Origin of the sequence: Hymenobacter taeanensis, assembly GCF_013137895.1 — a bacterium.
GTDB classification, from domain to species: domain Bacteria; phylum Bacteroidota; class Bacteroidia; order Cytophagales; family Hymenobacteraceae; genus Hymenobacter; species Hymenobacter taeanensis.
Window position 1 is genome coordinate 764,990 of the sequence record NZ_CP053538.1, and the last position, 19,888, is coordinate 784,877.

Here is a 19,888-nt window from a genome sequence, read left to right on the forward strand (position 1 = left end):
GCAGTTAAGCCGATTCTTGTTTCTTCGGCTTGGCAGAACCGCCGTGGCGGCCTGGGCTATCGTCTCGTGCATCTTTCTGCTTACACGCCTGACTTCCGGCAACGCCGTTATTCAATCGGCCCTTGATGAGCTCAGCTCCCAGGCAACTATCAGCAACGCAGGCCTGAGTGCTACTGAAACAGCCTTGCGCCACCGCTATGGCCTGGATGTGCCCTTGTTTTATGTTTCCTTCTCTACTTCTCCCCCCGCCACGGGGTGGCAGTGGCATGGTACTTCCAACCAGTACCACATATGGCTACAAGGGCTATTACACGGTGATTTAGGCACTTCTTACCGGGAGGGCACTGCCGTAACGGAGCTTCTGAGCGCCGCCTTGCGCTACACTCTTCCGCTTACCATGTTAGCGGCATTTCTTGCCATTGTTTTTACCCTGGAGCTTAGTAGCTGGCTGGGTTATCACCTTAAGTGGCGCGGCGTGGTACTAGCACTTATGCACGCCCTGCAGTCAGTACCTCTTTTTGTGGTGGCGCTAGGGCTACTGCTGCTATTGGCCAACCCCGATGCCTTGGCTTGGTTTCCGGCGTATGGCTTGGCTAATCAGGAAACTGTTTCTTCGTGGGCAGATGGCCTAGGCCAGTATCTGTACCACTTAGCGCTGCCATTATGTAGCCTGGTGGCGGTTAGTGTGCCAGGGCTGCTGGTTCAGCTAGATGCCGCTATTCAGCAGGAGCGACAGGCATTGTACGTTGCTACGGCCCGGGCCAAAGGCGCAACGCCGCGTGCTGTAGTCCGGCGCCATATCATCCGTAATGCCTTATTAGTGGTGCTGCCTTTATTTACCGAACTCCTGCCGAGCTTGGTAACCGGCTCAGTGGTGGTGGAAATGATATATGCTCTGCCGGGTATGGGCCGGCTCTTGGCAGAAGCCGCCTCTACGCAAGACTATCCGGTTCTGCTTGGGGCCGTGCTGTTGGTATCGTTCGTTCGGCTGCTCAGCCAATTACTTGCAGACCTGCTCTACCAGTGGGCAGATCCGCGCATTAGGCTCCCGGCATGAAGCGCAAGCAGTGGAGCACGCATGTAGCCGCTTGGGGCTGGCTCTTGCTAGTAGGCCTAGCTGCCCTAGCGGCACCCTCTGTTTCGCCCCCGCCTGATTTGCTCAATACGCTGGTGCCGCCTTTTCACATGCCAAACTGGCTCGGCACCGATACTGTAGGCCACGATATTTGGAACAGCTTGCTAGCTGGCGCGCGCTCTACCCTACTCATCAGCTTGCCCGCGGCCTTACTCTCTAACTTGCTGGGTGGCTGCCTGGGTGTGGCAGCTGGGTTCTTCGGGAACAGCCGCCTGCGTGTTGCAACAAGCTGGTGCATAGGCAGCCTGGCCGCCGTGCTTGCGCTGGTGGCAGGTATTGGTTTACTCTGGGACTCCCCCTCGTTACTCCTGCTATTCACTATTGGCATCGGAGGAGCTGCTGGAACCCTTTTGCACCGTACCCACTGGGGCCGCCGGCCACTGCCCGTGCCACTAGACACATTTGTTCAGTCACTTATTGCCCTGCTTGATTCAATTCCGCTGTTGGTATTGGTTTTGACCGTGGCGGCCATTCAGCAGCCTTCTCCGCTGGGCTTGGTAGTGCTGCTCACTGTTACCTGCTGGACCACCCCCGCCCGCCTGCTACGCGCCGCCACCTTGCGCACGGCTTCTCTGCCCTACGTGCTGGCGGCAGAAGCCGCCGGTATTCCGCCGCTACAAATCGTGCGGAAGCACATAGCTTTAAACGTATGGCCGGTGTTGCGAATACGCATTCCGCTTAGCATTGCACTGATAATAGGCCTAGAAACCACCCTGGCGTTTTTGGGAGTAGGGCTGCCACCGGACGTAGCCAGTTGGGGGCGGCTGTTAGCTTCTTCTCGCTTAGCCCCAACTGCCTGGTGGCTGATTGGGTGGCCTAGCGCTGCTCTTTTTCTGACCATTTGGGCCTTACAGACCCTGGGGCAGCCTAAAAATTTAGCAGTAGCTACACACAATGATGTCACAAAATGAGCTGCTTTTTCACAACCCCTACCTACTCGCTTATCAATTTGCGCGCTACTGATGGGCTTATGTAATTGGCTAGGTGAGACCCCGGGTGGTTTAAGACAATTCAGCCCTTTGCACTATCAAAATATTATATAATTTTTTTTAAAATCAATACAAGTCACAATTAGTGCAGTAGTGTCCTTTACAGCACTATTTTGACCCCTTAATATTGTTATGTGGAACGGCACACAGGAAATAATAGCCGGATTACTCAGCTGTTCGCAGTTGCAAAAACACATGGGCTCCTCGCTCTTTCAGTATAGTCAGTGCCACGCTAACCAGGTATTACCCCTGCACACAGCAATGCCACAGACGCCTGCCGTACCCACTGGGTTCACGACAATTGATGGAGATATAGTAGCCTATAGAACTGGAATGGAAGCCATTGAAAATGGCACTGCTGTTCTGGTAGGAGGACTGCTCGTCGGAGCGGTCTAGTCGCGAGACATTGAATATGAAAATACAGACTCAGGTGCCTGCAGTTGCTCGCAGTGCCGCCTGATCTAAAGGTTGTTGCAATAGGTGTGTGAAAATCCCGCAGGCGTTGTCTGCGGGTTTTTTTACGCCCTTACATTTCCTGGCTGCTCAAAGTAACATACCTGCTCTGGCTTTTATGTATGCGCCGTTGAGCCGGTAGCAGGCCTACCAGGGTTTAGGCAGCAGCTTCCGTTTGCTGAGCCAGCAAGGCAATACCTTCTGCAAAGGTGCGGGGCTGGTAACCAAGGTCTTTTTGGGCCTTGGTAATGATAAACCCGGTACGGAGGGGGCGTCTCGCTGGCTGGGTGAAGGTACTGGCATCTACTTTTTCAATAAGCGTAGCATCTAGCCCAAAATACTGAGCTACTTGTAGTGCCATCAGATAGGGAGTAAGCAGCTCCGCGCCGCTGAGGTGATAAATGCCCGTAGCATTATGCTTCGCCGCGAGCCAGCAGCCCTGTGCCAGGTCTTCAGCTAAGGTAGGCGTCCGGAGTTGGTCGCTCACCACTTGTATAGGCTTGTTGGCCCTCAGTGAGTCTCGCACCCATAGCACAATGTTGGTGCGCCCGTACTCATGGGCGGTACCATACACCAATACGGTTCGCAAAATGGCCCAGGGCGCACGGCAGGCCTGCACAGCCTTCTCAGCCGCCAGCTTACTCTCTCCGTAGTAATTTACGGGCGCAGGTACAGCCTCCTCGCTCAAAGGGCCCTGCTCACCGCTAAAAATAAAATCTGTGCTCACGTGCAACAGATGAATATTCTGCTGCTCGCAAGCTTCAACCATATACTCCGTGGCCGCCACATTGTGCTGCCAGCAGGCTTCCTGGTGCTGCTCACATTCATCCACATTGGTCATGGCAGCGGTATGAATGAGGTGCGTGGGTCGTTCGGCAGCCAGTACGCGCTGCACCTGGGCGCGGTCGGTTACGTCTAGCCCCACAAACGTTACCTCAGGGTACAGAGCGGCTAACTTGTTCTTACCGCGAGAAGTAGCCACCAGCTGCACCCCGGCCTGCCGACTAAGCAAGGCTACCAACTTTTGCCCGAGCAGGCCATTAGAGCCCGTAATGAGTAGTTTCATGGGGATGGTAGCTTGCCGCTGCTATTGATACTGGTAGCCGTAGAGCTCCGTTATTTTCTTTTTTTTCAGCTTCTCCACCTTCACCGTCATCCTGATGTCGGTTATGGGGCGGTTGCGCTCGGCTACTGGCTGTTGGGCAATTTTGTCAACTACCTCTAGGCCACTTATCACCTGCCCAAACACGGTATATGCCCCATTCAGATGAGGCGTGCCGTTGTGGTTTTCCACAATGTAAAACTGCGAGGCACTGCTGGCCCGTTGGGGGTTAATCATGTCGCCGGTGCGGGCGGCGGCTACTGCGCCGTACTTGTGCGTCAGCTCCGGCCGGATTTCCGCAGGAATGCGCTTTTCATCTGGTAGTCCGGCTCCATCGTTCGTGGGGTCAGCATCCTTTGAGTTGGCGTCGCCGCCCTGAATCATGAAGTTGGGAATAATCCGGTGAAAGGTGGTACCATTATAAAACCCGCTCTGGGCCAGCTTCAGGAAGTTAGCTTTGTGCAGAGGGGTCTGATCGAAGAGGATGAGCCGGATATCACCTTGAGCGGTACTGATAGTTATGAGCTGATCCTTCTTGGATTTGCGGGGCAGGCGGGCTGCTTCTGACAGAGGAGAGAACAGCAATAGAACCCACACCAGCAGGGTAAGCCGAGCAAATAGCTTCATGCAAAAACAGGTTTGATAACGAGCCAAGGCGCCAAGTTACACGCTTTTTGTAGCCAGGGGTACGTACTCAGAGCGCAACAGAGCATACTGATCCAGGTCGTAGAGGCGCCCATCAGCCCCCCGGTAGTCTTGGCGAAAGCAACCCTCATGCCGAAACTGCAGGCGCTGCACCAGTTGGGCGCTTCGCAGGTTTTCGGGCCGCAGCTGGCAGTATATCCGGGCCAGGCCTATCTCCTGATATGCCCAGTGCAGCACTACTCCCAGGGCCTCCCGCATCAGCCCCTGTCCTTCTGCTTCGGCGCTGATCAGGTAGGCCAGCTCCGCCTTCGGAATTTCCCAGGCCAGGTTCCGCAAGCTTACCAGACCCAGCAGCTCCTCGGTTTCCGCTCGCCACAGGCCCAACTGGTACGCCCGGCGCTGCTGCCAATCACGCTGCCGCTCCCGGATAAAGGCGGCCGTATCTTCTAGAGTGCGCGTGGCAGCCAAGGTCTTGGGGAAATTTAGCCGGAGCCGCTCGTGGTTAGCGCTTAGCAGGTCGTGCAGCTGCGGTGCATCGGAGGTTTGCCAAGTACGGAGCCGGAGCCGGGCCGTAACCAAGGTAAGGTCTGAAGAAATAGCAAGCTCATTCATGGCGCAGAAGGTTTGATACAACTTCAGGTGCGAAGACCGGAAATTTATTTCACATTTTCCAGCTATTTGCCTTCAGCCGCGTATGTGGGCCCAACGCCTCTTTACCTACCTGATTTTCCTGCATGAACAACACTGCTACCCCTGCCTCCCAGCCAAGCTGGTTTCCTACACTGTTACTGGCAGTTTACTTAATTGAGTTTGTGGCGCTGGGCATCAGTCCGGCGGAACGAGGCACATGGTGGGCCGAAAATATCCCCATTTTCCTGATAGTGGTAGCCCTAGTGGTGTTGTACCTGCGCGGAGTGCGGTTCTCTAACCTAGCTTACGCCCTCATGAGTGTACTGCTGTTTATGCACACCATTGGCGGGCACTACACCTTCGAGAAGGTACCCTTTGATTGGTTTAACAACCTATTTGGCTTTAAGCGCAACATGTACGATAGAGTAGCTCACTTCACCGTTGGCTTTTACGCGTACCCCATCATTGAGCTGACAGACCGCAACGGCACCATTCGCAACCGCTTCATCAGTTACTTATTCCCACTGTGCGTTATCGGGACGGTGGCCATGAGCTATGAGCTCATTGAGTGGGTGTATGCGGCTACAGCCGGTGGTGAAGCCGGAGCCGCTTTCCTCGGCAGCCAGGGCGACATCTGGGATGCCCAGAAAGACATGCTAGCTGATACCAGCGGCGCCCTATTTGCCCTGTTGTTATACGCCTTCTTCGGCCGTGGCCGGCGTGAAGTGGCCTAGCCCAAGAGCTTGCCGCTCAAACTCATTTTAACAGAAGAGGCCTACGCCATTAATTTGCGTAGGCCTCTTCTGTTTATCTATTGGCTCGGTTGTTAGGCCACATTCTCGGCATTGCGCACTTGCCGGATATCATGTAGAATCTGCTGGCCACCGCGCGCCAGAACAGTTTCAGCAATTCGAATACCAAGCGCCTCCGCGTCGTCGGCCGGAGCAGTTTGCTTTACATCAATGAACTGTTGCCCATCGAGGCTGATTAGCCCCCCGTGCAAATGCACATGCCCTTCAGAGGTGAGCGTAGCCAGCGCAAACGACGGAATACTGCAGCCGCCTTCCATGGTGCGCAAAAAAGCCCGCTCAGCTACCAGAGCCAAGTGTGTATCGGGGTGGTCCAAGATGCGTTTCAACTCAGCTTTGAGGCTGGGTTCTAGATCACGCGTGCTCTCAATTGCCACGCTACCCTGGCCAGTGGCTGGAATGTATTGGGTCTCGGGCAGGATATAACGGATCAGACCATCATACTCCATGCGGTGCACACCGGCGTAGGCCAGTACCAAGGCATGGTACTGGCCTTCCTCTAGCTTGCGCAGGCGGGTTTGCAGGTTGCCGCGGGCTTCGGCGGTAGTGGCGTGGGGCAAAAAGCGCTTCAGCATGGCTTTCCGGCGGGTGCTGCTGGTGCCCAGCACAAGGTCGGGACGTTGCAAATCGAGGTCAGCATTAAAGCTCACGATGACATCGTTTACTTGCTCCCGCTCCATAAAGGCCAGCAGCTCCAGGTCGGCCGGGATAGAGCTTTGCACGTCCTTAGCGCTGTGCACGGCAATAGTAATGTGGCCCGTGCGCAGGCTCTCTTCCAGCTCTTCCGTGAACACGCCTTTTGCGCCAATCTTGTCCAGAGAACGATCCAGCACCACGTCGCCGCGGGTAGTGATGATAACGATTTCAGTGGGCAACCCGGCCTGCTCCAGGCGAGCGGCCACATGGTTCGCTTGCCAGAGAGCCAGCTTGCTGCCGCGCGTTCCGATGCGGATAGGCTTTTTCACGAGAAGAATTCTGGTTTAAAATTGAAAAATGTCGCCTTACTTTAGGCAGTGTCTAAAACGGGTGCTGGGTGCGCCCCGGTTCCGGCTAGGCCCGTTTTGCCCGAGCAACTGCCCACTCCAGTAACCAGACAAAGATACCAGCTCACCAGTTTCTGAGCCGACTATAGCAGATTTAGCACCAGCTATAGCTTTTGACCAAGCTGTATTTTCTCAGTTTCCAGCGCTCCTAGGCCATTTTCAGGAGCTCTGCTACCCGCAGTGAGGTATCCACGAACACCATGCGCGGGTTGGCATTGCGTTCCACGTGGTAGTGCGCTTCGTTCAGCTCCCTGGTAATGGTATCGGCGTTGCGGGGCGTTACAAAACGGCTAAAGCCCTGCACAAACTGTTGTTCTCCCGTAGGCAAATGCGGCACCAGCTGGGGGTCGACGCCAAACAGCAGCACTTTGCGCAGCAACGTGAGGGCGTACTGCAGCAGCTCTTTCTGATTTTCGCGGCCCAGCTTCTGGAACTCGTCGGCAGTGGTAAGCATCTTGTCTACTTTGCCGCTAAAACACAGACGCATCCAGTCGACAAAGAAGGTGAAGTAGTCGTTGTCGGCGGTAGCGGCATCTTTGGAGGCCAGGGCTGCTCCCGGGTTACCTTCTACTAACTGCGCAATTTGGCGGGCCTTTGCCTCCGGCACATGGTGCACCGCATGCAGCCAGTCAGTCAGCTCGGCCTCTGGGATAGGGCGCACTACTACCGGCTGCACTCGGCTGATAATGGTTGGCAGCAACTGCTCTGGCGCATTACTCACCAGCAAAAACACGGTGGCAGGTGGCGGCTCTTCCAGCAGCTTCAGCACGGCATTAGAAGCTGCGGGGTGCATCAGCTCCGGCAGCCAGATCACCACCAGCTTAAACTGGGCCTCAAACGCTTTCAACGACACCAGCTTCAGCAGTTGCAGGCTTTCTTCCTTAGAAATACTGCCCTGCTTGTTGTCGGCCCCAATGTGCTGCATCCAGTCATTGAGCCCCTGGTACGGGTTAGCCAGCACAAACGCCCGCCAATCGGCCGCAAACTTGCTGCTCACGGCATCTTTAGACACCGCTTTGGTTGTCGTGACGGGCACGATGAAGTTGAGGTCGGGGTGCACTAGCTTATCGATTTTCTGACAGCTGACACATATCCCGCAGGAATCTTCCGCCTCGTGCGGACGGTTTTCGCAGTTCAGGAAAGCGGCGTAGGCCAGGGCCAACGCTAGCGCTGCCGAGCCTTCAGCCCCCCGAAACAGCTGGGCATGCGCCACGTGCTGCCGCTGCACCGACTGCACCAGCACTTGCTTCACGCTCTGTTGCCCAGGAATATCAGAAAAACGCATCAGAATAGTTTACAGCTCAACTCCTCCTGCCTGGGGCGCTGCCGGGGCGGCACGGTCCCACACCCGGTCTTTGGCCGTCGCCTCAAACACGTGGCTCATAATGGTCTGCTCGGTTGCATCGTAGGCCAGGTGGCGGCGGGCCATCACGCGCTCGGCTACTTCAGCCACCTTTGGCAGGCGGAACGTTTCGAAACCGGCCGATCCGCCCCAACTGAAGCTCGGGATGAAGGTACGCGGGAAACCCGCCCCAAAAATATTGGCGCCCACGCCCACCACCGTGCCGGTATTGAACATAGTGTTGATGCCACACTTGCTGTGGTCGCCCATCATGAGGCCGCAAAACTGCTGGCCCGTATTCACGAAGCGGCCGGCTGAGTGGCTCCAGATTTTAACCGGAGCGTAATTATTCTTTAGGTTCGAGGTATTCGTATCGGCTCCGAGGTTGCACCACTCCCCTATCACAGAGTTGCCGAGGTACCCATCGTGGCCCTTGTTGCTGTAGCCAAGCAGAATGCTGTTGCCAACCTCGCCGCCTACTTTGCTAAAGGGGCCTACGGTATTATCGCCGCGCATTTTGGCGCCCGCATTAATGTGAGAACCTTCGCACAGAGCTAGTGGACCTTTTATGATGGCGCCCTCGTGCACCTGGCTGTTTTTGCCAAGGTAAATCGGACCATCCTCAGCATTCAGAATTGCCGCCCTGATCTTCACGCCCTCTTCAATGAAAATGTTCTCCGGAGCATACACAATGGTGTGCGCATCGCCCACGGGCGCTGATTGGCGGCCTTTAGTGAGTAAGTCAAAATCGCGGCGAATTTCGGCGCCGTTGCGCAGGAACAGGTGCCACACTTCCTTGATGGCCATTACCGGCTCCGCTACATCGCGGGTGCGCTGAAAGCCATCCTGAATTAACTCTGCTACCTGTGAAGCATCCGACAGGTGCGCGGCCACCAGCATCTTCTCGTCAAACAAGGCCTCGCCGGGCTGCAGGCTCTGCACCTGCTGCACCAGCAAATCATCGGGGCACACGGCTCCGTTGATGATCAGGGCGGGTCCCTGGGTGTTGCCCGCCGGGAATTTCGCTTGCAAGTAGGCCTCCGTGAGGTATCCTACTTGCTCACTCTTGAGCCTCAGCTGCCACTTTTCAGCAATAGTCAGAATGCCACACCGCAGAGCAGCCACGGGCCGGGTAAACGTAAATGGCAACAGGCGCGGCCGAATCAGAGGGTCGTCGAAGAGCAGGATAGTCATAAGGGGCAAGTTAATAGCGGCGAGGGGCCTAGACCACTCTCTGGCAGCAAAGCTACGTGGCCAGCCGGGAGCGGTGAGCAAAAATACGACTCCCAGGGCATCTGCCGTGGATAAAAGAAAAGCTCCTTCCATTGCTGAAAGGAGCTTCTTTATAGGGCAAACGGCTACGAGCCAGTAGTAAACTACTTCTTCTGGTAGCGGTTGCGGAACTTCTCTACGCGGCCAGCCGTGTCAAGCAGCACGTTTTTGCCGGTGTAGAAGGGGTGCGATTCGCTGCTAACTTCCACCTTGATGACGGGGTAAGTCTTGCCGTCTTCCATCGTGATGGTCTCATTAGAGTTCATCGTCGAACGGGTAACGAATTTGAAGCCGCTAGAAGTGTCCTGGAACACAACTTCGCGATACTCGGGGTGGATGTCCTTTTTCATGGTTTAATACCGTTTGTACCTGAGTGCCTGCCGATTTTGCGGAAGGGACTGCAAAAGTACACGTTACGCCGGAATATCAAAAATATGGGGCCACTTTTCCGCCCCTTGCAACCCTGCAGCACCGTGGTGGCTCTTGGAATTGCTTATGTTTGGGCCGCTACGCTATCTATATCTACCCGGCTCTACTTACTTGCTTTGCCTATGTCACGCCAATTTATTGCCTGTCTGGTGCTGCTCAGTGGTGGTGTTTTGTTAGCCTACGGCGCCACCATTACTTCTTTCCAAGCCACCTACAACGATACCCACGTGGTGGTTGAGTGGGAAGCAAACCATGATGGTGATGTGCAGGAATATACCCTATTCCGGAAGGCCAATAATGAACCTAGCTTCAGCAAACTGACCAGCCTAGAACCCAGCAACCAGCGCACGTACCAGTACGTTGATCAAAACAGCTACCATGGCCTGGGCGGTGGGCCTTTCACGTACCGCCTGCAACTACGTACGGCGGCTGGCCAGCAGAGCTTTTATACTGTTCTCAACCAGACACCCAGCGCCGTTGAGCGCTCCTGGAGCAGCATCAAATTGATGTTTCGCTAACAGATAACGAGGGAGTGAGGAAGACGCAAAGTGGCCTAGGTAGCACCACCAGTGCCGATAAAGGGCTAAACTTTCTGCGCAGTACGTAGTACTCAGTATACCTCGTTCATCACTTCGCTCTTTTACCTTTTCTCCTCTTCACCGTTTCTATGCGCCTTTGTTTTGCTTCCAACAATGCTCACAAGCTAGATGAAATTCGGCCACTGCTGCCGGCTTCAGTGGAGCTAGTTAGCCTAGCCGCCATTGGGTGCGAAGAAGAGCTACCCGAAACCCAGGATACGCTGGAAGGCAACGCCCGCCAAAAGGCTGAATACGTGTGGAACAACTACGGCGTAGCCTGCTTCGCTGATGATACTGGCCTAGAGGTGACGGCCCTAAACGGGGAGCCCGGTGTGTACTCGGCCCGGTACGCGGGCCCCCAGCGCTCAGCGGCTGATAACGTGCAGAAACTACTGCAGGAGCTCCGGGGCCGCTCCGACCGCTCGGCCCGCTTCCGCACCGTGGTGGCGCTGGTGCTGCCCGGCGGCGAAGTACACGAGTTTGCGGGCGCCGTAGAAGGCACTATCATCAACGAATTACGCGGGCAGGAAGGCTTCGGCTACGATCCGGTTTTTTGTCCTATTGAGAGTAACGGGCGCACTTTTGCCGAGATGAGCCTGCCAGAAAAAAATGCCATCAGCCACCGCAGCCGGGCCGTGGCCAAGCTGGTGCATTTCCTGAACCAGCGGCTGAAATAGAGGTTTAGCGGGCCATTTCGCCCGGCTTTTCTCTTACTCAGCAGCAAACTTCTTACTTTTGCAGGGTTGGCCCCGCCGGTACGGGCCTATTCCCACCCCCAATGCAACACCCTTTCATCGTCGGTATCACGGGCGGTAGCGCCTCCGGTAAGACTACTTTTCTGCGTCGGCTACTGGCTTCGTTTCCCGAGGAAGATATCTGCCTGATTTCACAGGACAACTACTATCATCCCCGTGAAAGCCAGCTGGTAGATGCCCAGGGCGTCACGAACTTTGACCTTCCCAGCAGCATTGATTCGGCGGCGTATGCCGCTGACGTATTGCGCATCAGCCAGGGCCTGGAGGTACGCCGGCAAGAGTACACCTTTAATAACCCGAACGTAGTACCCGCTGAGCTGGTGTTCCGGCCCGCTCCCATTGTAGTAGTAGAAGGCATCTTTGTGTTTTACTTTGAAGAAGTAGCCAAGCTGCTGGACCTGAAAGTGTACATCGATGCGCGGGAACACGTGAAGCTGCAGCGCCGCATCGTCAGGGACCGGGATGAGCGCGGCTATGACCTGGAAGATGTGCTGTACCGCTACACCAACCACGTGGCCCCCACTTACGAGAAATACATTAAGCCCTTCAAGCACGACGCCGACGTCATTATCCCCAACAACCGGCACTTTGATCGTGGTCTGGATGTGCTGGTGGGGTACCTGAAGGGCAAAATAGCCGCTAACGCCTCATAGCCACTGGCCTAGCTCAATCACAAAAGCCTCGCTGCCCTACCGGCAGCGAGACTTTTTATTTCCACTGTGTAAAGGATTAATGCAGGCCAGGAAGCGGTAGAATACTGAAACGTGCTGGCTTACATAGCTCTGTAATGCCAACTTCCTGCGCTGTACTGCACCGCACCAACAGGAATATAGTAAAGCAGTTTTCTTGCAATAGTAAGGGCAAAGTGCAGTTGTAAAGCACACAAAAACTCCTGCCTGAGAGCAGACTGTAGCAGGATACTTTGCACCGGGCTACGCAAAAAAGTATATTTGTACTTCTTACCCCCGAAGATTTTGCGTTTCCTACCTGCCTTTATGCCTCGCCTGCGCTTCGCGCTGCTCACAGCCACCGTGCTGTTTGTGCTGTCGCTGAACCACCAGGCCGTGGCTACGCTCCGGGTAATTCCGGCGGGTAAAGGCACTCAGGTAAGCGCGGGCCCTAGGGCCGCCGTGGTAAAGCAGCGCGTAACGCTGGAAGCCACTTCGCCACTGGTGTTTTTGCTGGCGCCGGCGGCTGATGCCTGGCTGCCTTCACCTACACCGCCGACTACCATTTCCTGGTTGCGGGCTCGTTTAGCGGAGCCGCAGCCCCGCCCCAGCGCCGTACCGGATTTGTTTCGGAGCCGGCTGCTCGTTGCCGCCCTCTCGCCACATGCCCCCTAGGCAAGCTGGCCTGCTGAAAAGCAGTTGCATTGCTAGGCCACTTAGCGCCCTCTCCCGTTGCTGATGCGGCCGGGAATGCTGGCCCTACAGGCATCAACCATGCTTTTCCGGAGCGCCTTTGCGCCGCATCAGCTTATCCTGGATTCAGAATACCTACTTTTTATCAAATGCGAAATAAAGGACTCGTCATTACGCTGACGCTTATTGTGTCGGCGTTGTGCATCTACTTCCTGACGCTCACCTTCGTGTCACGAGGGGTGCAGCGCGACGCGGTGGCCTACGCCAGCCGCGGGGGCAAACTCGTGGAAGCCAAGCGCCAGCACTACCTCGATTCCGTGTGGCGCGCACCCGTATTCGGGCCGCTTACTTACAAGGATGTGCGCACCTCAGAGCTTGGCCTCGGCCTTGACCTGAATGGTGGTATGCACGTAACGCTGGAAGTATCGCCGGTAGAGATTGTGCGGGCCATGTCGGCCAACTCAAAAGACCCGGCCTTCAACAAAGCCATTACTCAGGCCCAGGAGCTGCAGAAGGCTAGCCCTTCTACGCCCTTCACCACCCTGTTTGCGCAGACCTACCGCGACGCCGCTCCTAACGGCAAACTGGCTTCCATCTTCGCCAACACGCTCAACAAGAGCCGCAACATCGACATCAACTCTTCCGACGCGAAGGTATTGGGCGCTATTAACAAGGAAATTGAGGAAGCCATTGACCGCTCCTTCAACATCCTCCGCTCCCGTATCGACAAGTTTGGCACCAGCCAGCCGAACATTCAGCGCGTAAAGGGCACTGGCCGTATTCAGGTAGAATTACCCGGCGTAGACAACCCCGACCGTGTACGTAAGCTGCTGCAAGGCCAGGCTAAGCTGGAGTTCTGGGAAGTATGGCGCCCCGATGAGTTTGCTCCCTACCTCAACCAGCTTAATGAAGTACTGAGTGCCAAGGAAGCTGCCGCTGCTCCAGTAGCGGCCAACACTGCGGCCACTACTGGCACCACAGCTGCCGCCGGCGACACCACTTCTCTGGCTAGCCAACTCGCTAAAAAAGGAACTGCTACCGCTAAAACCGACTCGGCAGCGCCTAAGAAAAACGTACTGGCCAGCCTGTTCACCATGCCTGGCACCCTGGGTGCTAACGTGCGCGACACCGCCCGCGTGAATGCCGTACTGCGCAGCCCCGACACCCGGGCTGTATTGCCCTCTAACCTAACGTTCCTGTGGGGTGTGAAGCCCGACATTATCGAAGGTCAGGAGTACTTGCAGCTCTACGCTATCCGCAAAGCTAATGGCGTTGAAGCTCCCATTGGCGGCGAAGTTATCAGCGACGCTCGTGGCGACTTCGACCAGCTCAGCGGTCGTGCTGAAGTATCTATGCAGATGACACCCGGTGGCGGCCGGAAGTGGCAGAAGCTAACCGGCGCCAACATTGGCCGTCAGGTTGCTATTGTCCTTGATGACTATGTGTACTCGGCCCCAGTAGTGCAGGCTGAAATTGCAGGCGGCAACTCCAGTATTTCCGGCAACTTCACCATTGAGGAAGCACAGGACCTGGCTAACATTCTGAAGGCCGGTAAGCTGCCCGCTCCTACCCGCATTGTAGAAGAAGCCGTAGTAGGCCCCTCACTGGGTCAGGAAGCCACCAACCAGGGGTTGTACTCTTCGCTGGCGGGCCTCGTGATTATCATGATCTTCATGGCCGTGTACTACGGCCGGGCCGGCATGGTAGCCGATGCTTCCCTGCTGTTCAACATGTTCCTGATTCTGGGTGTGCTGGCGCAGTTCTCCTTCGCCCTCACCCTGCCTGGTATTGCCGGTCTGGTACTGGTAATTGGTACCTCTGTAGATGCCAACGTACTGATCTTCGAACGCATCCGGGAAGAGCTTGACCATGGCCTACAGACCCAGGACGCTATCAGCAAAGGCTATAGCCGCGCCTTCTCGGCCATTTTCGACTCCAACGTTACCACGCTGATCATTGCCCTGATTCTGGGCTTCTTCGGTACGGGCCCGGTGCAGAACTTCGCTATTACGCTGGGTATTGGTGTATTCACCTCGTTCCTGTCGGCGGTATACGTGTCGCGCCTCATCATTGAGCGTATCACCAAAGGCAAAGCAGCCAGCTCTCTCACGTTTGACACTGCTGTTTCGCGTCACCTGTTCAAAGGCACCAACTTTGACATCGTAGGCAAGCGCAAGTACGCTTACATCGTTTCTACGGTGGTTATCGTGCTGGGCTTCGTGCTGATGGCCATGCAGGGCGGCCCGAACCTGGGTGTTGACTTCCGCGGTGGACGCGAATACATCGTAGACTTCAACAAGGCCATTCCGGCTTCGGATGTGCGCGACGTGCTGACGAAAGAATACTTCGGGGGTGCTGGTACAGAAGTAAAAACCTTCGGTGCCAACAACCGCCTGCGTATCACTACGGGTTACCTGGCCGCCGATGAAAGCACCGACGCCGACAAGAAGGTGCGCACCGCGCTGGAGACTGGCCTGGCCAAGAAATATGGCGCAGAAAATCCCACTATTAAGAGCTCTTCGAAAGTAGGCGCTACCATTGCCGATGACATCAAGAAGACCTCGGTAGTGAGCTTGGGCCTGACGCTGCTGGCCATCTTCGTATACGTACTGTTCCGCTTTGAGAAGTGGCAGTACTCGATGGCTGCCGTAGTGGCGCTGTTCCACGATGCTCTGCTGGTAATTGCTACTTTCCCCATTGCGCGGGCCCTGGGCCTGAACTACGAAATGGATCAGGTGTTTGTGGCAGCTGTGCTCACGGTAATTGGCTTCTCGATGAACGATACCATCGTTATCTATGACCGAATTCGAGAGTACCTACGCGAGAACAAGCACCTGACGTTTGCGCAGGTGGTAAACCCCGCCCTGAACAGCACCTTCTCCCGCACCATGATTACGTTCACCACGGTATTCCTGGTGGTTGGGGTACTCTACGTGTTCGGTGGCGAAACTCTACGCTCGTTCTCCTTTGCCATGCTGATCGGTATCATCTACGGTACGTACTCGTCGCTGTTTATTGCGGCTCCGCTGATCCTGGACACCTACGGTCGCAGGGAGAAAGCCAACCTGAATACTACTACCGACGCTGGTGCTCCTAAGCTCTCGACGGCCAACATTTAATGCTTAGAAAGGTGGCCTAGGCCACTCTCTTTCTAGCTAAAAAGCCCGGTTCGCAAGGACCGGGCTTTTTTTATTAAATTTTCTGAATACTCAGGCAACCTTTAGGCGGGCTGCTCCGAGTGGGTTAGTAGATAGACGCTCCGCTGCCGTGGTTACTCCCAACCCTGAACATGCGCTTCTCACCCAGTTGCTCGTCGGATGCCGAGGGAACGACCGGGCCAGCCAGCGGCAGCTGTATCTGCGCCATTACGCCTATGCCCTCAGCATCTGTCTGCGCTACCTCCACGACCGGGACGCTAGTCAGGAGGCCGTAAACGACGGATTTATCAAGGTATTCCAGGAGCTTCCGCGCTTTGATGAGCAGCGCTTCCCTGATCTGGCCGGGTCGTTGCGCGGGTGGCTGCGGCGGATTATGGTTCGTACGGCCATTGACCACTTCCGGGCCCTGAACCGCCACGCCTTTCAGGTGGATCTGGATACCGTGCCTGCTCCTCCTGATGTCGCCTGCTCACCGCTCGACACGCTCTCATTTGAGGAACTATTGCGGCTGATTGGGCATCTGCCCCCTGCTTACCGCACCGTATTTAACCTCTTTGTGATTGATGGTTACACCCACGAAGAAATTGCGGAACAGCTAGGTATTTCGGTTGGCGCCTCCAAGTCGAATTTATTTAAGGCTCGGGCTCAGCTCAAACTTTTGCTTAAACAACAACAACACCATGCGTACGCCGGATATGTCAGATGAAGAGCTAGACCGGCTGTTCCAACGGGGAGCCGAGGCCTTCCCCGACGAGACATCCCTTAGCGGCTGGCTGCGCTTAGAAACGCAACTAGATGAGGCGGCGCGGCAGCACCAAGTGCGGCGCCAGCTGTGGCAACGCGTGGCTGGCTTGTTTGCAACAGAAATGGGAGTAGTTGCTGTGTTCTTGTGGCTCTGGCTAGGCCACTTCCCAGGTGGCCTAGCTACCACTGGGCTACCCACAAGCCCCTTATCTCAAACTACAAGCACTTTATCTAAAGAAGTCACAGTCACCCAGCAGTCTACCCTTATTAAGCAGGCAGCGACCAGCCAGGTTGAGCGAGAGCACCAGCCGCTGGCACAGAGGCAAAACCCCAGTACCACGGCACCAAAGTTGGCTGACTTAAAGGGGTCTGAGGTTGCGTTGCAAGAAACCAGGTCAGGACGGCTGCTTCGGTTTTCACGCCCGAAGATGCCTTTTGCGGGAGCTGCTAGTCTGGCAGTTAGCAGCTCCCGCACTTACCGGCCTGCAGTTATACCTCCCACGAAAGAAGCCGCCGTTGATAGAGCCTCGGAAACAGCGTTAACCCCAGCGGCTGGCAGTGGCCTAGCCACTCCTAGTCTAGCCACTCCTACTATTGATGAGCAAGCAATACCTGCTCCTTCGGGTAGGGTAGCTGTGGTACCCCAACTACCGGCGGCCGCTGACTCAAGCAAAATTACTGCTCCGGCAGTTGCAGCAGAACCTACTGTCGCACCCGCCGCTGCTGCCGATTCTCTGCTGCCAAGGCGGCAACGGCCCGCAGCCCCAGCTTACCGTTTTTTGGTAGGCGTGGTTGGTGGTCCTGAGCTGTCGGCTGTGCTGCCAAGCCCTAGCCCCCGCACGGGCGGCACAGTAGGCTTGGTAGCCGAATACCGCCTTAGCTCACGGCTGCGGGTGCGTACCGGAGTGCTGCGGAGTGTGAAGCGCTACGGCGCCCGCGGTTCCGACTACCGCCCCCCAGCCGGGTACTGGACGTGGCGCATTCCGGTGGAGGAAGTAGAGGCCAATTGCCGCATTCTGGAGATTCCGCTGGATGTTCGTTACGACGTTTGGCTGCGCCCCGGCTACTCGTTGTACGCCAGCGCGGGCCTTACCTCCCTCGTGCTGCGCAATGAGCGCTACACCTACCACTACGAGCTAAACGGCGAGTACATGGAACGCACCAGAAGTTACCCCAACGGCGGCACGCAAGCCCTACAGGTACTCAGGCTGGCGGCTGGGTATGAGCGCAACGTAGCTCCGCGCTGGGTAGTACAGGCTGAGCCATTCGTAAACGTACCGCTTCATGGCGTTGGGTTTGGGCAAATGCGGTTGGGCAGCACGGGCCTGCTGCTAGGCCTCCGCTATGGCCTAGGCCATCCTAAAGTGGTAGCACCGGCCCCCTAGGCCACCTTCATTTCTTGCTGGGGTTGGCACAGTCACCCCTCTCCTACTGGCTTCATTTTTTGAAGTCCTGGCTCTGCTATGCCTTTTCAGGGCCCTTATGTCGCTGTCTATTCCTTCACCTTATCTACTCACAACCATGCTCTACCCTCATTCCTCCTGGGTTACCCGTTGGGCTTCCCAACTCTTTTTGCTGCTAGTACTAGGCTGGGCACCGCTGCTCAGCAGCTGCAGCGATTCAAAAGAAAAGCAGGTCGTGACGCCCGACCCAACCATTAAAGTGGCTTCAACCGCAAACCTGGGCTCCTTCCTTACTGATAAGGATGGCAACACTTTGTACTATTTCTCGCGTGATACTGACGGCAAAAATGTGTGTACCGGCGGCTGCGCGGCCGTGTGGCCACTCTTTTATGAGGCCAATATCCAAGTAAGCGGCGACCTGCAAGCCTCCGACTTCTCTACTCAAATGACCGCCGATGGCAAGCCTCAAACCTTGTACAAAGGGTGGCCGCTCTACTACTACGCCCCGCTGGTGAACGGACAAAACGTGCGCGAAGCCACCGGCCAAACCTCCGGCGACGGTGTGGGCAATGTGTGGTATGTGGTAAACCCATCGTACTCCATAATGGTGGCTACCAAGAGCATCGTCGATAAATCAACCAACCAAAGCGCCAACAAAAACTTTCTGATTGATGCCAAGGGACGTACGCTCTACACCTTTCTCAAAGACGACCGTAACCCCACTACCCTAGCTACTAATTGCACCGGCGACTGTGCTACCGTGTGGCCGCCCTTCTATACCACGGGGCGTAACCTGCCATCGGCCCTTAAAGGCAGCGACTTCAGCACCATCACGCGCACCACTACCGTTAGCGGCCCCTACGGCGACGGTACCACTACCAATCAGCAGCTTACTTATAAAGGAAAGCCCCTCTACTATTACACCGCCGACAACCAGACTCGCGGACAGGTGGAAGGCAACGGTTTGGTAAGTGAAGGCGACAAATGGCTGGTAGCAACTCCATGAGCCAGCTACTAGCTCCACTGAAGCAGATGACCGCGGCGCGTGTTCCCCTGGCAGCCGCCGCCATCCGCTACTGGTGGCTTGGGCTGCTGCTGGCTACCCTGCTGCCCGCCTGCACCTACGACAGTGCCGAGGAGCTGCTGAGCAAAACCCCACCCGCTCCCGCCTGCGATACCCTGGCCGTTACCTTCGCCGCATCCGTCGCACCGCTGTTGCAGCAGCGGTGTGTGAGTTGCCACAACCCCACCCTCCGCAACGGCGATGTGAACCTGACCACTTACGCGCAAGTGCAGCGCGTAGCCGCCGATGGCCGCCTAGTGGGCGTGATTACACACGCAGCCGGCTATCCGGCCATGCCACAGGGAGGCCCAAAGCTTTCTGATTGTGAAATAGCGCGCATCCGCTCCTGGGTACGGCAAGGGGCTCCAAACAACTAGCCAGCCTATGAAACGCTTACTTTTTCGGCCCTTGCTGTTGGGCTGGCTGGTGCTGTGCGCCCACTGGGGTAAGGCTCAGGAAACGCGTTACCAAACGCGCACTGGCTTTATTTCCTTTTTCTCATCTAGCCCTCTGGAAGATATAGAAGCTCGAAGCCAGCAAACCTCTGCCGTGCTGGATTTGCAAACCGGCCAACTCGCGTTTAGCATCCCTATTCGGTCGTTTGCGTTCAAGCGCACCCTCATGCAGGAGCATTTCAATGAGAACTACCTGGAGTCGGAGCGCTACCCCAAGGCTACGTTTTCTGGTCGGCTGCTGGAGGTGAATCTGCCGGAACTGCGGGAAGCCTCCAAGGTGCAAATGGTAACCGCCGAGGGCGACCTGACCATTCATGGCGTCACGCACCGCGTGCAAGTGCCCGGCACCTTGCAGCTGCAAAACGGACAGCTGCTGGTGCAAGCCGTTTTCACTGTGGCCCCCGCTGACTACAAGATTGAGATTCCGGCCCTGGTGCGCGACCATATTGCCAAGAGCGTGCAAATAAAAGTGCGCCTCGCCGCCGACCCACTCCGGACCATGGCTTCCCGCCCCTGACCTCT

Annotated in this window: 20 protein-coding genes; 13 read left to right on the plus strand and 7 right to left on the minus strand. The window is 56.2% G+C overall.

Going from position 1 to position 19,888, the window contains the following annotated elements:
- Window positions 1-16 precede the first annotated feature (16 nt).
- Both HMJ29_RS03200 and HMJ29_RS03205 read left to right on the plus strand, forming a co-directional pair.
- Window positions 17-1,057 carry an ABC transporter permease gene (locus tag HMJ29_RS03200; RefSeq protein WP_171590128.1) on the plus strand — a complete coding sequence of 347 codons (1,041 nt, stop codon included), beginning with the start codon at window positions 17-19 and terminating at the stop codon, window positions 1,055-1,057.
- On the plus strand, window positions 1,054-2,046 hold the full coding sequence (locus tag HMJ29_RS03205; RefSeq protein ID WP_171590129.1) for an ABC transporter permease: 993 nt from the start codon (window positions 1,054-1,056) through the stop codon (window positions 2,044-2,046). The genes HMJ29_RS03200 and HMJ29_RS03205 overlap by 4 nt, the downstream gene beginning before the upstream one ends.
- Before the next feature lie 688 nt (window positions 2,047-2,734).
- Here the strand turns inward: HMJ29_RS03205 and HMJ29_RS03210 are convergent.
- From HMJ29_RS03210 to HMJ29_RS03220, 3 genes are read right to left on the minus strand one after another with little or no spacing between them, the layout of a single operon-like run.
- Window positions 2,735-3,643 carry an SDR family oxidoreductase gene (locus HMJ29_RS03210; RefSeq protein ID WP_171590130.1) on the minus strand — a complete coding sequence of 303 codons (909 nt, stop codon included), beginning with the start codon at window positions 3,641-3,643 and terminating at the stop codon, window positions 2,735-2,737.
- Window positions 3,644-3,664: 21 nt separating this feature from the next.
- Window positions 3,665-4,306, minus strand: a complete 642-nt coding sequence (locus HMJ29_RS03215; protein WP_171590131.1) for a peptidylprolyl isomerase — start codon at window positions 4,304-4,306, stop codon at window positions 3,665-3,667.
- A gap of 36 nt (window positions 4,307-4,342) precedes the next feature.
- Window positions 4,343-4,936 carry a GNAT family N-acetyltransferase gene (locus HMJ29_RS03220; protein WP_171590132.1) on the minus strand — a complete coding sequence of 198 codons (594 nt, stop codon included), beginning with the start codon at window positions 4,934-4,936 and terminating at the stop codon, window positions 4,343-4,345.
- A gap of 122 nt (window positions 4,937-5,058) precedes the next feature.
- On the opposite strand from HMJ29_RS03220, the gene HMJ29_RS03225 reads away from it, so the two are divergent.
- Window positions 5,059-5,688 (plus strand): DUF2238 domain-containing protein, encoded by a 630-nt coding sequence (locus HMJ29_RS03225; protein ID WP_171590133.1) that lies wholly within the window; start codon window positions 5,059-5,061, stop codon window positions 5,686-5,688.
- A gap of 92 nt (window positions 5,689-5,780) precedes the next feature.
- On the opposite strand, the gene hemC is transcribed toward HMJ29_RS03225, so the two are convergent.
- The 4 genes from hemC to HMJ29_RS03245 form a co-directional block, all read right to left on the minus strand.
- Window positions 5,781-6,728 carry a hydroxymethylbilane synthase gene (hemC, locus tag HMJ29_RS03230; RefSeq protein WP_171590134.1) on the minus strand — a complete coding sequence of 316 codons (948 nt, stop codon included), beginning with the start codon at window positions 6,726-6,728 and terminating at the stop codon, window positions 5,781-5,783.
- Between the two features lie 226 nt (window positions 6,729-6,954).
- The gene (locus HMJ29_RS03235) at window positions 6,955-8,091 is read right to left on the minus strand and encodes a DNA polymerase III subunit (RefSeq protein ID WP_171590135.1); all 1,137 of its coding nucleotides are present in this window, start codon (window positions 8,089-8,091) and stop codon (window positions 6,955-6,957) included.
- Window positions 8,092-8,100: 9 nt separating this feature from the next.
- On the minus strand, window positions 8,101-9,342 hold the full coding sequence (locus tag HMJ29_RS03240) for a GlmU family protein (RefSeq protein ID WP_171590136.1): 1,242 nt from the start codon (window positions 9,340-9,342) through the stop codon (window positions 8,101-8,103).
- A 182-nt stretch (window positions 9,343-9,524) separates the two neighbouring features.
- Window positions 9,525-9,770 carry a type B 50S ribosomal protein L31 gene (locus tag HMJ29_RS03245; RefSeq protein ID WP_171590137.1) on the minus strand — a complete coding sequence of 82 codons (246 nt, stop codon included), beginning with the start codon at window positions 9,768-9,770 and terminating at the stop codon, window positions 9,525-9,527.
- Window positions 9,771-9,971: 201 nt separating this feature from the next.
- Between HMJ29_RS03245 and HMJ29_RS03250 the strand changes: the two genes are divergently transcribed.
- The 10 genes from HMJ29_RS03250 to HMJ29_RS03295 all read left to right on the plus strand — a co-directional run bounded on the left by HMJ29_RS03250 (window position 9,972) and on the right by HMJ29_RS03295 (window position 19,883).
- Complete coding sequence (locus tag HMJ29_RS03250) at window positions 9,972-10,367, plus strand: hypothetical protein (RefSeq protein WP_171590138.1); 396 nt, start codon at window positions 9,972-9,974, stop codon at window positions 10,365-10,367.
- A 149-nt stretch (window positions 10,368-10,516) separates the two neighbouring features.
- A complete protein-coding gene (gene rdgB, locus HMJ29_RS03255) occupies window positions 10,517-11,104 on the plus strand; it encodes an RdgB/HAM1 family non-canonical purine NTP pyrophosphatase (RefSeq protein ID WP_171590139.1) in 588 nt (195 codons plus the stop codon).
- Window positions 11,105-11,205: 101 nt separating this feature from the next.
- Window positions 11,206-11,835, plus strand: coding sequence for a uridine kinase family protein (locus HMJ29_RS03260; protein WP_171590140.1), 630 nt, complete (start codon window positions 11,206-11,208; stop codon window positions 11,833-11,835).
- Between the two features lie 342 nt (window positions 11,836-12,177).
- Window positions 12,178-12,525 carry a hypothetical protein gene (locus HMJ29_RS03265; RefSeq protein WP_171590141.1) on the plus strand — a complete coding sequence of 116 codons (348 nt, stop codon included), beginning with the start codon at window positions 12,178-12,180 and terminating at the stop codon, window positions 12,523-12,525.
- 167 nt (window positions 12,526-12,692) lie between these two features.
- Window positions 12,693-15,662 (plus strand): protein translocase subunit SecDF, encoded by a 2,970-nt coding sequence (secDF, locus tag HMJ29_RS03270; RefSeq protein ID WP_171590142.1) that lies wholly within the window; start codon window positions 12,693-12,695, stop codon window positions 15,660-15,662.
- Window positions 15,663-15,810: 148 nt separating this feature from the next.
- Window positions 15,811-16,407: an RNA polymerase sigma factor gene (locus HMJ29_RS03275; protein ID WP_171590143.1), complete on the plus strand. Its 597-nt coding sequence runs from the start codon at window positions 15,811-15,813 to the stop codon at window positions 16,405-16,407.
- Window positions 16,382-17,830 carry an outer membrane beta-barrel protein gene (locus tag HMJ29_RS03280; RefSeq protein ID WP_171590144.1) on the plus strand — a complete coding sequence of 483 codons (1,449 nt, stop codon included), beginning with the start codon at window positions 16,382-16,384 and terminating at the stop codon, window positions 17,828-17,830. Before HMJ29_RS03275 ends, HMJ29_RS03280 begins: the two co-directional genes overlap by 26 nt.
- Before the next feature lie 136 nt (window positions 17,831-17,966).
- Window positions 17,967-18,854, plus strand: a complete 888-nt coding sequence (locus HMJ29_RS03285; RefSeq protein WP_171590145.1) for a hypothetical protein — start codon at window positions 17,967-17,969, stop codon at window positions 18,852-18,854.
- Window positions 18,851-19,288, plus strand: a complete 438-nt coding sequence (locus tag HMJ29_RS03290; RefSeq protein ID WP_171590146.1) for a cytochrome c — start codon at window positions 18,851-18,853, stop codon at window positions 19,286-19,288. Before HMJ29_RS03285 ends, HMJ29_RS03290 begins: the two co-directional genes overlap by 4 nt.
- 7 nt (window positions 19,289-19,295) lie before the next feature.
- Entirely contained in the window at window positions 19,296-19,883 is a 588-nt protein-coding gene (locus HMJ29_RS03295; RefSeq protein ID WP_171590147.1) for a YceI family protein, read from the plus strand.
- Window positions 19,884-19,888: the final 5 nt, after the last annotated feature.

What these genes read in the sequence shown, in the direction of transcription:
- HMJ29_RS03205 (WP_171590129.1), top strand. Translation starts at nt 1,054, where the DNA reads ATGAAGCGCAAGCAGTGGAGCACGCATGTAGCCGCTTGGGGCTGGCTC.
- HMJ29_RS03235 (WP_171590135.1), bottom strand. Translation starts at nt 8,091, where the DNA reads ATGCGTTTTTCTGATATTCCTGGGCAACAGAGCGTGAAGCAAGTGCTG.
- HMJ29_RS03220 (WP_171590132.1), bottom strand. Translation starts at nt 4,936, where the DNA reads ATGAATGAGCTTGCTATTTCTTCAGACCTTACCTTGGTTACGGCCCGG.
- HMJ29_RS03215 (WP_171590131.1), bottom strand. Translation starts at nt 4,306, where the DNA reads ATGAAGCTATTTGCTCGGCTTACCCTGCTGGTGTGGGTTCTATTGCTG.
- HMJ29_RS03290 (WP_171590146.1), top strand. Translation starts at nt 18,851, where the DNA reads ATGAGCCAGCTACTAGCTCCACTGAAGCAGATGACCGCGGCGCGTGTT.
- HMJ29_RS03250 (WP_171590138.1), top strand. Translation starts at nt 9,972, where the DNA reads ATGTCACGCCAATTTATTGCCTGTCTGGTGCTGCTCAGTGGTGGTGTT.
- HMJ29_RS03295 (WP_171590147.1), top strand. Translation starts at nt 19,296, where the DNA reads ATGAAACGCTTACTTTTTCGGCCCTTGCTGTTGGGCTGGCTGGTGCTG.
- HMJ29_RS03265 (WP_171590141.1), top strand. Translation starts at nt 12,178, where the DNA reads ATGCCTCGCCTGCGCTTCGCGCTGCTCACAGCCACCGTGCTGTTTGTG.
- rdgB (WP_171590139.1), top strand. Translation starts at nt 10,517, where the DNA reads ATGCGCCTTTGTTTTGCTTCCAACAATGCTCACAAGCTAGATGAAATT.
- HMJ29_RS03240 (WP_171590136.1), bottom strand. Translation starts at nt 9,342, where the DNA reads ATGACTATCCTGCTCTTCGACGACCCTCTGATTCGGCCGCGCCTGTTG.
- HMJ29_RS03225 (WP_171590133.1), top strand. Translation starts at nt 5,059, where the DNA reads ATGAACAACACTGCTACCCCTGCCTCCCAGCCAAGCTGGTTTCCTACA.
- HMJ29_RS03280 (WP_171590144.1), top strand. Translation starts at nt 16,382, where the DNA reads ATGCGTACGCCGGATATGTCAGATGAAGAGCTAGACCGGCTGTTCCAA.
- HMJ29_RS03245 (WP_171590137.1), bottom strand. Translation starts at nt 9,770, where the DNA reads ATGAAAAAGGACATCCACCCCGAGTATCGCGAAGTTGTGTTCCAGGAC.
- HMJ29_RS03285 (WP_171590145.1), top strand. Translation starts at nt 17,967, where the DNA reads ATGCTCTACCCTCATTCCTCCTGGGTTACCCGTTGGGCTTCCCAACTC.
- HMJ29_RS03260 (WP_171590140.1), top strand. Translation starts at nt 11,206, where the DNA reads ATGCAACACCCTTTCATCGTCGGTATCACGGGCGGTAGCGCCTCCGGT.
- HMJ29_RS03210 (WP_171590130.1), bottom strand. Translation starts at nt 3,643, where the DNA reads ATGAAACTACTCATTACGGGCTCTAATGGCCTGCTCGGGCAAAAGTTG.
- secDF (WP_171590142.1), top strand. Translation starts at nt 12,693, where the DNA reads ATGCGAAATAAAGGACTCGTCATTACGCTGACGCTTATTGTGTCGGCG.